Consider the following 14,348-nt stretch of genomic DNA (forward strand, 5'->3'; position numbering starts at 1 on the left):
TGAGGTGCTGTTTCGAAAAACGTTGCGCTTGGTTTGACAATTCAAGCTCAAAAAACCGCTTCGCCGGTCAATTGTCGACAGCCCCTAGAAAACAGGCTTTCTGCCGTAAGGTTTTTTAATCTTGCCATGGGTTCATCAAATAAAAAGGCCGGCTGAACGGGTTCAGCCGGCCTTTTTGATGCCTCCATTATCGGGCCGCGTGATAATCGCTATTGGCTTTTTCGAAACGTTCTTGCACTTCTTGGCTGGGCTCTTTGTTTGCCAGAGAAACCATTACCACCACCAGCCAGCATGCGATAAAGCCGGGTACGATTTCGTACATGGTTAATAAGCCGGCTTGTTGTGCGGCCAGAGCAGGTTTTTTCACCCATTCCGCCCATGCTACGACGGTGAGCGCTCCGGCAATCATGCCGGCCAAAGCGCCGCCGGCGGTCATGCGTTTCCACAATACAGATAAGATCACAACCGGGCCGAATGCTGCACCGAAGCCTGCCCAAGCGTAAGATACCAAACCCAATACTTTGCTTTCGGGATCCGATGCGATCAGGATGGAGATAACGGCGATGGCCAATACCATAATGCGGCCCACCCAAACCAATTCGTTCTGAGTGGCATTCGGGCGCAAGAAGCCTTTATAAAAATCTTCGGTAATGGCGCTGGAGCATACCAGCAATTGGCAGCTGAGCGTCGACATTACGGCGGCGAGAATGGCGGAAAGGATTACGCCTGCAATCCATGGATTAAACAGCAGTGATGCCAGTGCGATAAAGATGCGCTCGTGGTTGCCCTGCATGGTGCCTACCTGTTCGGGATGCGCACCGAAGTAGGCAATGCCGAAATAACCCACTGCTACCGCACCGCCCAAACATAAAATCATCCAGCTCATACCGATACGGCGGGCGCTAACCAGAGATTTCACGTTTTCGGCAGCCATAAAGCGCGCAAGAATATGGGGTTGGCCAAAATAGCCCAGTCCCCATGCAGCAGTGGAAATGATGCCGATGAGAGTGGTTCCGGCAAACAGGCTGCCGTATTCTTTGCCGTTGCCTTGTGCGATGGATTGGATGGCTGCATTCATTTGGTCTGCGCCGCCGATAGCCAAATAAACCATGATGGGGGTTAGGATAAGCGCAAAAATCATCAAGGTTGCTTGAACGGTATCCGTCCAGCTTACTGCGAGAAAACCGCCGATAAAGGTATAAGCGATGGTGGCGCCCGCGCCCAGCCACATGGCTTGGGTGTAGTTCATGCCGGGAAACAGGCTTTGAAACAAGGTGGCTCCGGCAACGATACCGGAGGCACAATAGATGGTAAAGAAAAAGAGAATGATAGAGGCGGAAATCACCTTCATGACTTTTCCGTTACCACCGAACCGGTGATGGAAATATTCCGGTAAGGTGAGGGCGTTATTATTATATTCGGTATGAATACGCAAGCGCCCTGCGACGAGTAGCCAGTTGAAATAAGCGCCTATCGTGAGACCGATGGCAATCCAAGCTTCATTTAATCCGCTGAGGTAAATGGCGCCCGGCAAACCCATCAAAAGCCAGCCGGACATATCGGATGCTCCTGCCGACATGGCGGTTACAAAAGGGCCGAGGCTGCGGCCGCCCAGAATGTAATCATCAAAGTTGCGGGTGGAAAAATAGGCTGCCAAGCCAATCAGTAATACGGCTATCAGATATACCCCGAAGGTAATATACATCGGATTCATTGTTGAAAACCTCTTGGGATGGTGGGTTGATTAGGCAAATCAAAACTTATTTTAATTTAAATAAATCAAGGTTAAAAATGGAAAAGTATAATGAATGAGTAGTCTTGTCAACAAAGGAGGCGGGTAGAAAATAGCTGTTTGCCAATAAAACAGGCTGTTTTAGCAAAATGGGGGAACTTCTTTTTTGCTGCTTATGTTATAGACAGCTGGTTTTGACTTGTTTAATATATTTGATTTTTATAAATTTATATAGTAGATGAGCTTGACTTTTACGAAGGCTCTGCTGCACCCCAGCCCAAAGAGAAGGATTTTTTAAGCCGCTGAAGCGGCAACAGAATCGGTGCCGTATGTGTGTATTGTCTGCGGTTTGCTGTCATGGTCAATCAAAGTAATTGAATCCACTATATTCTCAGTAGAGTAAAGCAGTTAGAAATAAATGCCTGAGTCCTTTGCCAAAAACGGTTTTCATGCTGAATTTATTGATACTTGTCATACTCTGGCTTGACCCGCGTATCTGCTTTTTCTTCCCAAACCAAAAAGATACTCGGGTCAAAACCGAGCATGGCGCACGTGTTTTCCGGTATTGAAAAGAATTTTACAAAGCTCAATGCCTGTCTGAAAAATATTTTTCAGACAGGCATTGAGCTTTACCGCTATCTTGTTTATGGAATGCTGTAGCCTTTCAGATATTGAATTCGCTCGCGGGTCATGCGGGTATCGCATTGCAGTTTCAGGTATTCGGCTTCCTCAGTGCTGCCGGCGCGGGCGGCGGCGGCGCGGCAGTTACTGTTTTTGCTGTGAATCCAGTCGCGCTGCTCGCTAAGCAATTCTTTTTGTACCGTCTGCTCGAGACGCTCCCAAGCGCGGTTGATGTCGGCATCGGCTTGTTGGTTGTTGCTGCGTGCTTGGTCAAGTTCGCCCGGTGAGATATTGGCGGCGGGTGTTTCGGGTTTGGGTGCCAGGGTTTCCGGTGCGCTGCCGCTGCCGGCGCCGGTTTCAGGCGCGAAAATGGCAGAGGCGCTGTTGTTTTCCAGAATGTCGTGAGGGTCGGGCTGGCTGCTCGGCGCGGGCATATCGCTTAAGGCGGAAGCGGCGATGGCGAGCTGCTTGAGGGCTTCTTCGCGCGGGATAGGTTTGCCGCCCATCATCAAAATGCTTTTCACGCCGTACGGTAGCAAGGTGGCGGTAAGGGTTTGGCCGGTGTTGGTCAGCTTGTTATCGGCATAGTTTACGGTAACGCCGGCGTTTTGCGCGGGTGCGGGAGTGTAGTTTAATACTTGTTTGAACAGGCCGTTGTTATCGTAGCTTAAGCCGGTATTGCCGCCGGTACGCTGTTGCAGGATGCCGTCGAGGTTTTGCGGGTAGTAGACCAGCGCTTGGTTGTCGCGTGCGGCTTGAAGTATCGGCTCGGGAATTTGGATGTTGAGTATGGCGGTGCAGGCCGGAGAGGTGCCGTTGCTGTTACTTTTTACTTCGCTCAGGGTAATGCCCAAGTCGCTGCCGGCGGCAATGACTTTATCGGCGTCAACATATTGCCGATTGTCATTTTGGGCGTATTGGCGGGCTTCTTGTTTGATGGTTTGCAGAATGCTGTCGCGTGCGCTTTGTAATACGGCAGGATCGTTGCAGCTAATGCTACCGGCTTTTTCTTCCGCTTTGTCGGAACAGGCGGTAAGCAGGGCGAGTGTGATTAATGAAACAAGGGCTAAGGGTTTATTCATGGTTAACCTTCGGCAAAATAGAGTCGAGCAACATAAAGTGATGCACTGTATCGGCTGCGCGTGACAGTTGTGTTTTTGGATATGGCGCGTTACACAAGCGCTCAAGCGGGCAAAAATATTCGCCAGACTGTTTGGGTGCTTCTTATAATAGCAAATATGCCGGCAAAGTGTTTCGCTTTTGCCGGGCTTTTACGCATAGGCAAACTGCTGCGGTGTTGTGCAAAATTATGCAAGCTGTGAGCAGTTTCGGTATTTTATATGAAGTTGGGCGATGATTCAGGATGATTCAGGAAGACGGAGCGAAAAGAGAATCAGCGGTTCGGGCGGTTAAACAGCGTTGGGCGTTGATGCTCTCGTATGACGGCGGCCGCTTTTTCGGTTGGCAAAAGCAGGCCGACGGTGTGGTTACGGTGCAGGCGGCGCTGGAGAGGGCGTTGAGCGCCATTGCCTGCGAATCCATCACGGTTACCGCTGCAGGGCGCACCGATACGGGCGTGCATGCCACGGCGCAGGTGGTGCATTTCGATACCACTGCCAGCCGCGGGGCACAGGCTTGGATACGCGGGGTAAACGCGCATTTACCGCCGGGCGTGGCAGTGTGGCAGGCTTTGCCGGTAGATAAGCATTTTCATGCCCGGTTTGATGCGTTCGGGCGGCGCTACCGTTATGTATTGCAATCCTCTCCGGTGCGTTCGCCGTTGCTGCTGGGGCGGGTGGGGTGGACGCATACGCCGTTGGCGCCGGAGCCTATGCAAGAAGCAGCTGCTTTATTGTTGGGCGAGCATGATTTTTCCAGCTTTCGTGCGGCCGGTTGCCAAGCCAAGTCGCCGGTGAAGACGATGTATGAAGTTTCGCTTACGGGAACGCCGCAGTTAATGGCGCTGGATATACGCGGTAATGCGTTTTTGCATCATATGGTGCGCAATATTGTGGGGGCGCTCGTGTATGTGGGCAACGGCCGTATCGGTGTGTCGGACTTTGCCGATTTATTGGCTGCGCGAAGCCGGCTGTTGGCACCGCCCACTTTTATGCCGGACGGCCTTTACCTTACCGGGGTGGATTATCCGCCGCAATGGCAGGTACCGACCCCGCCGCCGCCGGACTGGTTGTGGTCTGCTGAGGCATAAAATATCTTATTTGGCAACAAAAACGTAAGTTTCAGCCAATTAAGATGTAACTTTCTCTAATAAAGGGAGGCGATTTTAGTTTTAATATTTTCAAGTGATTAGAGGTGTAATATCTGATTTTTTATTGAAACCGTTTGTAAATTTTGAATATTTGTCTTGATTTCTTAGAATTTTCGATGATATTCTGAAATCAATTGGTGATTTTACCAATTGTCTGGATGTGTTGTTGTAATATTTATTAACCCGATTTAAGGAGTAGTGAAATGAACAAAGATATCATCGAAGGCAAATGGGAACAACTTAAAGGTAAAGCCAAAGAAAAATGGGGCGAGCTGACTAATGATGACTGGGATGTGGTTGAAGGCAAACGTGATCAGTTGGTCGGTCGTATTCAAGAGCGTTATGGTCGCAGTAAAGAAGATGCTGAAAAAGAAGTTGACGACTGGTTTAACGCTCAATAAGTAAGGCTTGCCGAAACAAGGCTAAGGCTATTAGACCAACTACGAAGGGAGAAACTTATGTTGCATTATTCTATAATATTTTTCATTATCGCGATTGTTGCCGGGGTATTGGGTTTCACTGGTATTGCCGGTAGTGCTGCTTCGATTGCCAAGATATTATTTATTGGTTTTCTGATTTTGGCAGTAGTATCGCTGATTTTTGGTAAGAAGCGTTAGTCGATGCAGTGAAAAATTTATATTAATTATTAGTTGAAAAAACTTGTATCCGGAACTTATTTTCTTCTGGAGCATGTTTTGGAAAACTAAGTAAAGTAAATAAGTTTTTCCATTTCACTTTTTATTAGATATAAATTAATCGTCATCATAATGCCTGTCTGAAAACTTTCAGACAGGCATTTTTTATGAAAAGCGCTATATATAGCGGATTTAATTACTTTGATACAAGGCAGCAAGCCGCAGACAATCAAGTATTCTGTTGCCGCTTCAGCGACTTACAAAATCGTTCTCTTTGAGCTAAGGTGCAGAAAGCCTTCGCGAAAGTTGAGTTAATCCGCTATAAATATCAATCGCTCAAATTGGCCAATAGCTCGGCTTGATGTTCGGCAATCAGTGCGCCAGTGAGCTCTTCCAAGTCGCCGTCCATGATGAAATCGAGCTTATGTAAGGTGAGGTTGATACGATGGTCAGTAACGCGGCCTTGCGGGTAGTTGTAGGTACGGATGCGTTCGCTGCGGTCGCCGCTGCCGATTAAGGATTTTCGCTCGGCCGCCTCTTTGGACTGTGCTTCGCGTTTTTGCATGTCGTTGAGTCGTGCGGCCAATACTTTCATTGCTTGGGCTTTGTTGGCATGTTGCGAGCGGCCGTCTTGGCATTCGACTACCATTCCGCTGGGCAGGTGGGTGATGCGTACGGCGGAATCGGTTTTGTTGATGTGCTGGCCGCCGGCACCGGAGGCGCGGAAGGTATCGATGCGCAGATCGGCAGGGTTCAGTTCGATTTCCTCCAATTCGTCGGCCTCGGGCATCACGGCTACCGTGCAGGCTGAGGTGTGGATACGGCCTTGGCTTTCGGTGGCGGGCACGCGCTGTACACGGTGGCCGCCTGATTCGAATTTGAGGCGGCTGTAGGCGCCCAGCCCGATGATGCGGGCGATCACTTCTTTATAGCCGCCTAAGTCGCTCTCGCTGGCGGAAACGATTTCGACTTGCCAGCGGTTGCGTTCGGCAAAACGGCTATACATCCGCAGCAGATCGCCGGCGAACAATGCGGCTTCGTCGCCGCCGGTGCCGGCGCGCACTTCGATAAAGATGTTTTTGTCGTCGTCGTCATCTTTGGGCAGCAGCAGTTTTTGCAGTTCGAAATCGAGGGTATCGATGGTGTTTTTGGCAGTTTCGATTTCTTCTGCGGCAAACTCTTTCATTTCGGGGTCGGACAGCATGTTTTCAGCCTCGGCCAAATCGCTTTGCGCTTGCCGGTATCGTTGGAATACTTCAACTACCGGCGTGATTTCAGCATGTTCTTTATTGAGCTTGCGGTAGTTATCCATATCGGCTGTGGCTTCGGGAGAACCCAAGAGGTGGGTGACTTCTTCGAGGCGGTCGGCCAGTTGTTGTAATTTGTCCAGCAAAGAGGGTTTCATGGTGTGCTCGCGGCAGGGAAAAGTTTGATACGGAAATGGGGGATTTTAACATAGTCGCGCAGAATGAATGCCTGTCTGAAACGGTTTCAGACAGGCATTTTTAAAGCATAAAGCGTTTTAAACGATTTCGGCTTTTTCGATTACCACCGGCTCGACCGGTACGTCGTCATGCATTCCGTGACGTTTGGTGGACACTTTTTCGATGGCATCGACTACGTCGAAACCGTCGGTCACTTTGCCGAAGACGGCGTAACCCCAACCGTGCATGCTGGGCGAGGTGTGGTTGAGAAAGTCGTTGTCTTTGGTATTGATGAAGAATTGTGCGGAAGCTGAATGGGGCGCCATGGTACGCGCCATGGCGATGGTGTATTTGTCGTTTTTCAGACCGTTTTGCGCTTCGTTCTGAATCGGTTCGCGGGTGTCTTTTTCTTTCATGTCGGGGGTCATGCCGCCGCCTTGGATCATGAAATTGGGAATCACGCGGTGGAAAATCACGCCGTCGTAAAAGCCGTCTTTAACGTATTGTTCGAAGTTGGCGGCGGTAATCGGGGCATTTTCGTGATCAAGCTCGAGGGTGATGACGCCTTTGTTGGTGGTTAATTTAATCATTGTTTGCTCCTTTGATTTCGAGTGAATACTTAAAAGTATATAGGGAGAGGCGGTTAAAGTTCAATGCCTGTCTGAAAATTAAAGCGCACCGCGCGATGGTTTCGCGGTGCGCTGGGATATAGAGGTTTAATGTTGGCGATCCAGCCAGCGTTCGGCATCCAGAGCGGCTTGGCAGCCGGAAGCGGCGCTGGTGATGGCTTGGCGGTAAGTGTGGTCTTTCACGTCGCCGGCGGCCCATACGCCTTCGATGTTGGTAAGGCCGACATTGTCGCCGGTACCGCCCTGGGTGATGAGGTAGCCGGTTTCGTCCATATCGAGCTGGCCTTTGAAGAGGTCGGTGTTCGGTTTGTGGCCGATGGCGATGAATACGCCGTTTACTGCGATGTCTTCGGTATGGCCGTCGTTGTATTTCAGACGGGCGCCGTTGACGCCGCTGTCGTCGCCGAGGATGTCGTCTAAGGTAGCGTTGAGTTTAAGGATGATTTTACCTTCCTCTACGCGCTGCATCAGCTTGTCGACCATGATTTTTTCGGCGCGGAAGCTGTCGCGGCGGTGGATCAGGGTAACGGTGTTGGCGATGTTGGCCAGATACAGCGCTTCTTCAACGGCGGTATTGCCGCCGCCGACTACGGCGACGTCTTGTTTTTTATAGAAGAAGCCGTCGCAGGTAGCGCAGGCGGAAACGCCTTTGCCGGCGAAGACTTCTTCGCCTTTGATGCCGAGGTATTTAGCGGATGCACCTGTGGCGATGATTAAGGCGTCGCAGGTATAGGTGCCCATATCGCCTTTGAGTACGAAGGGGCGGGTTTGCAAATCAGCTTCTTGAATGTGGTCGAAAATGATTTCGGTACCGAAGCGCTCGGCGTGTGCGAGGAAGCGTGCCATCAACTCGGGGCCTTGTACGCCTTCGGCATCGGCCGGCCAGTTGTCGACTTCGGTAGTGGTCATCAGTTGGCCGCCTTGTGCCAGGCCGGTGATGATAACGGGTTGCAGGTTAGCGCGGGCGGCGTATACGGCGGCGGTGTAGCCGGCGGGGCCGGAACCTAAAATAATCAGTTTGTGGTGTTGGGTTTCGCTCATGAGCGGCTCCTTGAGAAAATAATTTCAGACAGGCTTATTTTACTATGAAAACGCCTGTCTGAAAGATGTTGTCGGAGGTAATAGTTTATGTTTATGCGGGGTATTGCCCGGCCTGCTGCTTTGCCGTTAATCAGGATAACGGCCCTGAATAGGGCCGGGAGAGGGTTAGCGGCGGCGGCCGAAACCTCGGCTCATGCCGCTGCGGCGCGGCTGTTGGTAATTGGGCTGAGCCTGATTGGTTGGGCGATAGGTGTTGGCATTGCTTTGGCGGTTTTGTTGTTGCTGGCTTTGTGCGGCCTGTTGGCGCGGGCTGAGGCTGCCCGGTGCTTGTGCGGTTTTGCCTTTGTATTGTTGCGAATATTGGGTGCGCACTTGCTGGGCGGCCGGGCTGTTGGCCGGCGCTTTGGTGAATTTGTTGGCCAAGGCGCTGCCGATAAAGGCGCCGGCGGCGGCACCAATCAGGCTTTGCAACAGCCAGCTGCCGGTGGAGGGGTCGTAAACGTATTGCTGGCCGTCGGTGCCGGTAACGGTTTCGCCTTGCTTGCCTTGTGCTTGTGCTTCGGGCGACAGGGTTTCGTTGACTGCATCGGCATTCAGTTGGTAAACGGTGTTGTCTTGTTGCTGGCCGTTTTGCATGGCTTCGAGTTGGGCTTGTTGCTGGGCGATTTGTTCTTGTTGGGCTTTGAGTTGCTGCTCAAGCTGGGCTTGTTTGGTGTCGTTGCAGGCGGCCAGTGCGAGGGAGGTTACGGCCAGTAAGATCAGATGTTTTTTCATCGCTTCGGTTCTCTCGAGTAGTGGTTCGGATAATGGCTTTCAATGTGGGGTTGGCCGCTCTGAATTCAAGCGTTTGGGCGGCGGTGTGGAATAGAAAAGTGTTGCGCTTGACGCTAAAGATTGCATTATACCGCGTATCGCTGCGGCAGCCAGCGGCGATGATGGGAAAAATGTTTTATAATAAGTGCTTTACTGGTTTTTTATGCGGATGCCTGTCTGAAAATAAGCAGAGCGCTTTTCAGACAGGCATTGTGTGCACATTACGATTTATGGAAAAAACAACACATCATTTTCATTCTGTTTCGCGTCGCGAGCTGTTGTTGGCAGGCGGCGCGGCCTTGCTGCTGCCGCAGTGGGCTGTTGCGGGTGCGCAGCGCGAGGAAACTTTGTCCGACGACGTGGCTTCGGTGATGCGCAGCTCGGTTGATAATGTGAATCCTGCACGACTGGTGTTCTCCAGCGCGCAAGAGGGAGAGCGTTGGCTCGCGGCGATGTCTGCCAGGCTTAGCCGTTATGTGCCCGACGAGCGAGAACGGCGCCGTTTGCTCACCCATATCCAATATGAAACGGTGCGTGCGGGGCTGGATACTCAGATGGTGCTCGGCCTGATCGAAGTGGAAAGTGCGTTCCGCCAATATGCCATCAGCGGGGTGGGCGCGCGCGGGCTGATGCAGGTGATGCCGTTCTGGCAGCGCTACATCGGCCGTTCTTCTCATAACTTATTTGATATCCGCACGAATCTGCGTTATGGCTGCACCATCCTGCGCTATTACCGCGACCGCGAGAATGGCAATATGACTCGTGCGCTGGCACGTTACAACGGCAGCTTGGGGCAGAACAAATATCCGAATGCGGTTTACGGTGCTTGGCGCAACCGCTGGCAATGGGGCTAGATAATATTTTCAGACAGGCCTGTCTGAAAATATTATTAGATGCGATTTGGCTAAAACGCTTGTCGGCAAGTGCCGTGCGTGCTTTGGTGTTTCTCAAAATATTTTTTTTCAGACGGCAGAGACCTTTGCAAAAAACTTTTTCATCCTGAATTTATTGATATCTCGTCATACTCGGGCTTGACCCGAGTATCTGCTTTTTCTTCTCAAACAAACAGATGCTCGGGTCAAGCCCGAGTATGACGCACGTGTTTTCAGGTATCGAAAAGAATTTTGCAAAGGTCTCAGGCATTCTATTCAAAACGAAATGCCTGTCTGAAAGCATTTTTGTTGCCCGTTGCTGTCCGGCAAAATAGGCTGGCAGCCCTAGCGCGGTAGCGTATAATCCCAACCGTTTCAAACGGATTTTCAGACAGGCCCGGTATGGCGAGAAAAAACAGTATTCGGATGTATCCGCAGGAAATGCAGGCCAGCATGGCTTTGGCATGGGTGTATGCCTTGCGCATGCTGGGGATGTTTCTGATGCTGCCGGTGCTGGCGCTGTATGCGGCTACTCTGCCGGGTGCGGGTGACAACAAAATGCTGGTCGGCTTGGCAATGGGGATGTACGGCCTCACCCAAGCCTTGCTGCAACTGCCGCTGGGCATGGCTTCCGACCGCTTCGGCCGTAAAAAAGTGATTTATCTGGGTTTGGCGGTGTTTGCAATCGGTAGTTTTCTGGCAGCGGTAGCAAACTCGCTGCCGATGCTGGTTTTGGCACGCGCTGTTCAAGGCGCAGGTGCGGTGAGTGCGGCGGTAACCGCACTGGTGGCCGATTTAACGCGCGAAGAAGTGCGTACCCGCGCCATGGCGATGATAGGGCTGAGCATAGGGCTGACGTTTTCCATCAGTTTGGTGGCTTCCCCTCTGTTGTCGGACTATATCGGCGTGGCCGGCCTGTTTGTGCTGACCGGCGTGCTGACGCTGATCAGCATGCTGGTGGTGAAGTTTCTGGTACCCGATCCGGCGCGCTCCAAACTGCATGAGGATGCCGAAGTACAGCCCGCGCGCTTTGGCGAAGTGCTGAAAAACAAAGAATTACTGCGCCTGAATTTCGGTATTTTCGCCTTGCAATGCGGCATGATGGCGCTGTTTACCTCGCTGCCGTTTGCATTGCAGGATTTGGGAATGAACAAGGCCGAACATTGGCAGATATATCTGCCCGCCACTTTAATCGGGCTCGTGCTGATGGTGCCGGCGATTATCATCGGTGAAACCCGCCATAAGCTCAAACAAATATTTCTACTGGGTATTGCGTTGATTCTCGCTGCGCAATTGGGTTTGCTGTTCGGCTTGCATTCCGTATGGCTAATCGGCCTTAGCCTGATTGTTTATTTTGTCGGCTTTAATATATTGGAGGCCAGCCAGCCCTCGCTGGTGTCGAAAATCGCGCCCAGCGAATTGAAGGGCACCGCAATGGGCGTGTACAACACCATGCAGTCAGTCGGCCTCTTTAGCGGCGGTGCCTTAGGCGGCTTGCTGTTCCAACATTTCGGCTTTAACGGTGTGTTTGCGTTTTGCAGCGTTTTAATCGGATTTTGGTTTGTACTGGCCGCTGTTGCGCCCGCACCCGCACCGGTGAAAAATGTGGTACTGCCGGTAGGCAAAGCTTGGCACGAGCGGCAAGAGCAATTACACTCTCTTTTGATAAAAGTAGCCGGTGTTGTGGCCGTAAGTTTCAGCGCCGATGGTGAAACCATATTTATCAAGGCTTTGCAACAAGGGTTTGACGAAGCTGCGGTGAAAAAAATTCTGTTAGGAGCGAATGAATGTCTTTAAATAAGGTGATATTGATCGGCAATTTGGGGCGTGATCCCGAAGTGCGCTATATGCCCAACGGTGAAGCAGTGGCCAATTTCTCGATTGCCACCAGCGAGAGCTGGAACGACCGCCAAAGCGGCCAGCGGGTAGAGCGCACCGAATGGCACAACATCACGATGTACCGCCGCCTTGCCGAAATTGCCGGCCAGTATTTGAAAAAAGGCAGCCAAGTTTATATCGAAGGCCGTATCCAGAGCCGCAAATATACCGGTAAAGACGGTATCGAGCGCACGGCTTACGACATCATTGCCAGCGAAATGAAAATGTTGGGCTCGCGCGGAGCTTCCGGTGGCGGTGCACCTTATGATGATGGCAATGCTTATCAATCTGCGCCGCCGGCACAACCTGCGCAATCTTATGCCGCCGAGCCGCCTGCCGCACCGCGCCGCCAAGCACCGGCTGCCGCGCCTGCGGCGCCGGTAGACGATATCGATGACGATATTCCGTTCTAAGCATTTTTAAAGCCGCTAGTTTGCAGCCGTTGTGCATAATCGCAAAGCAGCCGGATACCGAAGCGAGCGATGCCAATCCCACGTTCTGAAACAGTTGTTTTCGTGTGTGCGGCAGCAATTGGAGAACGGGGTGATTTAACGGAATTTACCTGAGTATCCACAACCCGCTTCATGAAGAACAATGCCTGTCTGAAAAATGTTTTCAGACAGGCATTGGTTTTGGGAAGGATGGAATTTAAATATTGCTTCATTTTTGAGAGTTAAGACCTTTGCAACATTCTTTTCAATATAGCGGATTAACTTAACTTTCGCGAAGGCTCTGCTGTGCCAAAGCTCGAAGAGAACGATTTTGTCAGCCGCTAAAGCGGCAACAGAATCGGTTCGGTACGTGTGTACCACCTGCGGCTTGCTGCCTGGTATCGAAGATTGAATCCGCTATAGCTTAAAACATTTGCATCATGCTCGGGTGAAGCAGTGTGACTGGGTACGACATTTTCAGGGGTAAGAAAGCTGTTTGAAAGTTCATGCCTGTCTGAAAAAACGCTGGCTTGCCCGGGCGTTTGCCATTATTTTGCGCCCGGCATTTTTTCGAAAATCCGATACAAATATTTTGTGATATAGTTCGCGAAATATCCCGACAATCGGTGAATAACAAAAGGAGCCATATATGGATTACATCAAAACCCGCGCCGCCGTTGCCTGGGCGCCGAACGAGCCTTTGAAAATCGAAGAGTTGGATTTAATGCCGCCGCAAAAAGGCGAAGTGCTGGTGCGTATCGTCGCCACCGGCGTGTGCCACACCGATGCCTATACCTTGAGCGGTCAGGATTCGGAGGGCGTTTTCCCCTGCGTGCTCGGCCATGAGGGGGCAGGCATTGTCGAAGCAGTGGGCGAAGGAGTAACCAGCGTGAAGCCCGGCGATCATGTGATTCCGCTTTACACAGCAGAATGCGACGAGTGTAAGTTCTGTAAATCGGGCAAAACCAATCTGTGTTCATCGGTACGCGCTACCCAAGGAAAAGGATTAATGCCCGACGGTACGGTGCGTTTCTTTAAAGACGGCCAACCGATTTACCACTATATGGGCTGCTCGACTTTCTCGGAATACACCGTGGTGGCCGAAGTGAGTTTGGCTAAAATCCAACCCGAAGCCGATTTGAAAGAAGTCTGCCTGCTCGGCTGCGGCGTCACCACCGGCATGGGGGCGGTAATGAACACGGCCAAAGTGAAGCGTGGCGATACCGTAGCCATTTTCGGTTTGGGCGGCATCGGATTGGCAGCGATTATCGGTGCGCGCATGAGCGGCGCTTCGCGTATTATCGGCATTGATGTGAATCCGTCTAAATTTGCGATGGCGGAAAAACTGGGGGCCACCGAGTGCATTAATCCGAAAGATTTCGACAAGCCGATTCAGGAAGTGATCATCGAAATGACCGACGGCGGCGTGGATTTTTCATTTGAATGCATCGGCAATGTGGAAGTGATGCGTGCGGCGCTGGAATGCTGCCACAAAGGCTGGGGCGAGAGCGTGATCATCGGGGTGGCACCGGCCGGCGCGGAAATTTCCACCCGTCCGTTCCAATTGGTAACCGGCCGCGTGTGGCGCGGTTCGGCCTTCGGCGGCGTGAAAGGCCGCAGCGAATTACCCGGCATCATCCAACAATATATGAACGGCGAATTCGCCCTGAGCGATTTCATTACCCACACCATGCCGCTGGAAGAAATTAACCATGCGTTTGATTTGATGCACGAAGGCAAATCCATCCGTAGCGTGATTCATTACTAAGGTTTGAAAATGCTTGTCTGAAAATTTCAGACAGGCATACACGCTTAAAATAAATACGGTTTCATGAAAAAGATTACTCGAGCGATCCGGTAATCTTTTTTAATTTGCTTGCTGTTTCAGAATCATCATGATTTAAGGGTGGCTGGAAGAAAAATCCGATCCTGAAACACACTTCGCCGGCTGAGACCTTTGCAAAAAAACCAAAACTCCTCTAAATTCCCCCTAAAGAATTCAG

General features: G+C 51.3%; 14 protein-coding genes. 7 read left to right on the forward strand and 7 right to left on the reverse strand.

The annotated features are described in order from the left end of the window. Positions 1-187: 187 nt before the first annotated feature. Complete coding sequence (putP, locus tag Q4C79_RS11575; protein ID WP_303091175.1) at positions 188-1,714, reverse strand: sodium/proline symporter PutP; 1,527 nt, start codon at positions 1,712-1,714, stop codon at positions 188-190. Positions 1,715-2,376: 662 nt separating this feature from the next. Then, entirely contained in the window at positions 2,377-3,435 is a 1,059-nt protein-coding gene (locus Q4C79_RS11580; RefSeq protein ID WP_303091176.1) for a lysozyme inhibitor LprI family protein, read from the reverse strand. A 281-nt stretch (positions 3,436-3,716) separates the two neighbouring features. On the opposite strand from Q4C79_RS11580, the gene truA reads away from it, so the two are divergent. The 3 genes from truA to Q4C79_RS11595 all read left to right on the forward strand — a co-directional run bounded on the left by truA (position 3,717) and on the right by Q4C79_RS11595 (position 5,239). Further along, a complete protein-coding gene (gene truA / locus Q4C79_RS11585) occupies positions 3,717-4,562 on the forward strand; it encodes a tRNA pseudouridine(38-40) synthase TruA (RefSeq protein ID WP_303091177.1) in 846 nt (281 codons plus the stop codon). A 263-nt stretch (positions 4,563-4,825) separates the two neighbouring features. Next, positions 4,826-5,023: a CsbD family protein gene (locus Q4C79_RS11590; protein WP_303091178.1), complete on the forward strand. Its 198-nt coding sequence runs from the start codon at positions 4,826-4,828 to the stop codon at positions 5,021-5,023. A gap of 57 nt (positions 5,024-5,080) precedes the next feature. After that, entirely contained in the window at positions 5,081-5,239 is a 159-nt protein-coding gene (locus Q4C79_RS11595; protein ID WP_303091179.1) for a DUF1328 domain-containing protein, read from the forward strand. Positions 5,240-5,585: 346 nt separating this feature from the next. Here the strand turns inward: Q4C79_RS11595 and prfA are convergent, their stop codons facing one another. The 4 genes from prfA to Q4C79_RS11615 all read right to left on the reverse strand — a co-directional run bounded on the left by prfA (position 5,586) and on the right by Q4C79_RS11615 (position 9,125). Further along, the gene (gene prfA / locus Q4C79_RS11600; protein ID WP_303091180.1) at positions 5,586-6,662 is read right to left on the reverse strand and encodes a peptide chain release factor 1; all 1,077 of its coding nucleotides are present in this window, start codon (positions 6,660-6,662) and stop codon (positions 5,586-5,588) included. Positions 6,663-6,779: 117 nt separating this feature from the next. Further along, positions 6,780-7,271 carry a peptidylprolyl isomerase gene (locus Q4C79_RS11605; protein ID WP_303091181.1) on the reverse strand — a complete coding sequence of 164 codons (492 nt, stop codon included), beginning with the start codon at positions 7,269-7,271 and terminating at the stop codon, positions 6,780-6,782. Positions 7,272-7,397: 126 nt separating this feature from the next. Further along, positions 7,398-8,351 carry a thioredoxin-disulfide reductase gene (gene trxB / locus Q4C79_RS11610; protein ID WP_303091182.1) on the reverse strand — a complete coding sequence of 318 codons (954 nt, stop codon included), beginning with the start codon at positions 8,349-8,351 and terminating at the stop codon, positions 7,398-7,400. Between the two features lie 165 nt (positions 8,352-8,516). Next, a complete protein-coding gene (locus Q4C79_RS11615; protein ID WP_303091183.1) occupies positions 8,517-9,125 on the reverse strand; it encodes a hypothetical protein in 609 nt (202 codons plus the stop codon). A 269-nt stretch (positions 9,126-9,394) separates the two neighbouring features. Between Q4C79_RS11615 and Q4C79_RS11620 the strand changes: the two genes are divergently transcribed. From Q4C79_RS11620 to Q4C79_RS11630, 3 genes are all read left to right on the forward strand, one after another. Continuing rightward, positions 9,395-10,018: a lytic transglycosylase domain-containing protein gene (locus tag Q4C79_RS11620; protein WP_303091184.1), complete on the forward strand. Its 624-nt coding sequence runs from the start codon at positions 9,395-9,397 to the stop codon at positions 10,016-10,018. Positions 10,019-10,438: 420 nt separating this feature from the next. Next, complete coding sequence (locus tag Q4C79_RS11625; protein ID WP_303091185.1) at positions 10,439-11,833, forward strand: MFS transporter; 1,395 nt, start codon at positions 10,439-10,441, stop codon at positions 11,831-11,833. Further along, complete coding sequence (locus Q4C79_RS11630) at positions 11,824-12,327, forward strand: single-stranded DNA-binding protein (RefSeq protein ID WP_303091186.1); 504 nt, start codon at positions 11,824-11,826, stop codon at positions 12,325-12,327. The genes Q4C79_RS11625 and Q4C79_RS11630 overlap by 10 nt, the downstream gene beginning before the upstream one ends. Here the strand turns inward: Q4C79_RS11630 and Q4C79_RS11635 are convergent. Further along, entirely contained in the window at positions 12,324-12,578 is a 255-nt protein-coding gene (locus Q4C79_RS11635) for a hypothetical protein (RefSeq protein WP_303091187.1), read from the reverse strand. The two genes, Q4C79_RS11630 and Q4C79_RS11635, sit on opposite strands and share 4 nt — an antisense overlap. A gap of 416 nt (positions 12,579-12,994) precedes the next feature. Between Q4C79_RS11635 and Q4C79_RS11640 the strand changes: the two genes are divergently transcribed. Further along, positions 12,995-14,113: an S-(hydroxymethyl)glutathione dehydrogenase/class III alcohol dehydrogenase gene (locus Q4C79_RS11640; protein ID WP_368492236.1), complete on the forward strand. Its 1,119-nt coding sequence runs from the start codon at positions 12,995-12,997 to the stop codon at positions 14,111-14,113. Positions 14,114-14,348: the final 235 nt, after the last annotated feature.

Origin of the sequence: Neisseria sp., from assembly GCF_030523955.1 — a bacterium.
In the GTDB taxonomy this organism is placed as follows: Bacteria; Pseudomonadota; Gammaproteobacteria; order Burkholderiales; family Neisseriaceae; genus Neisseria.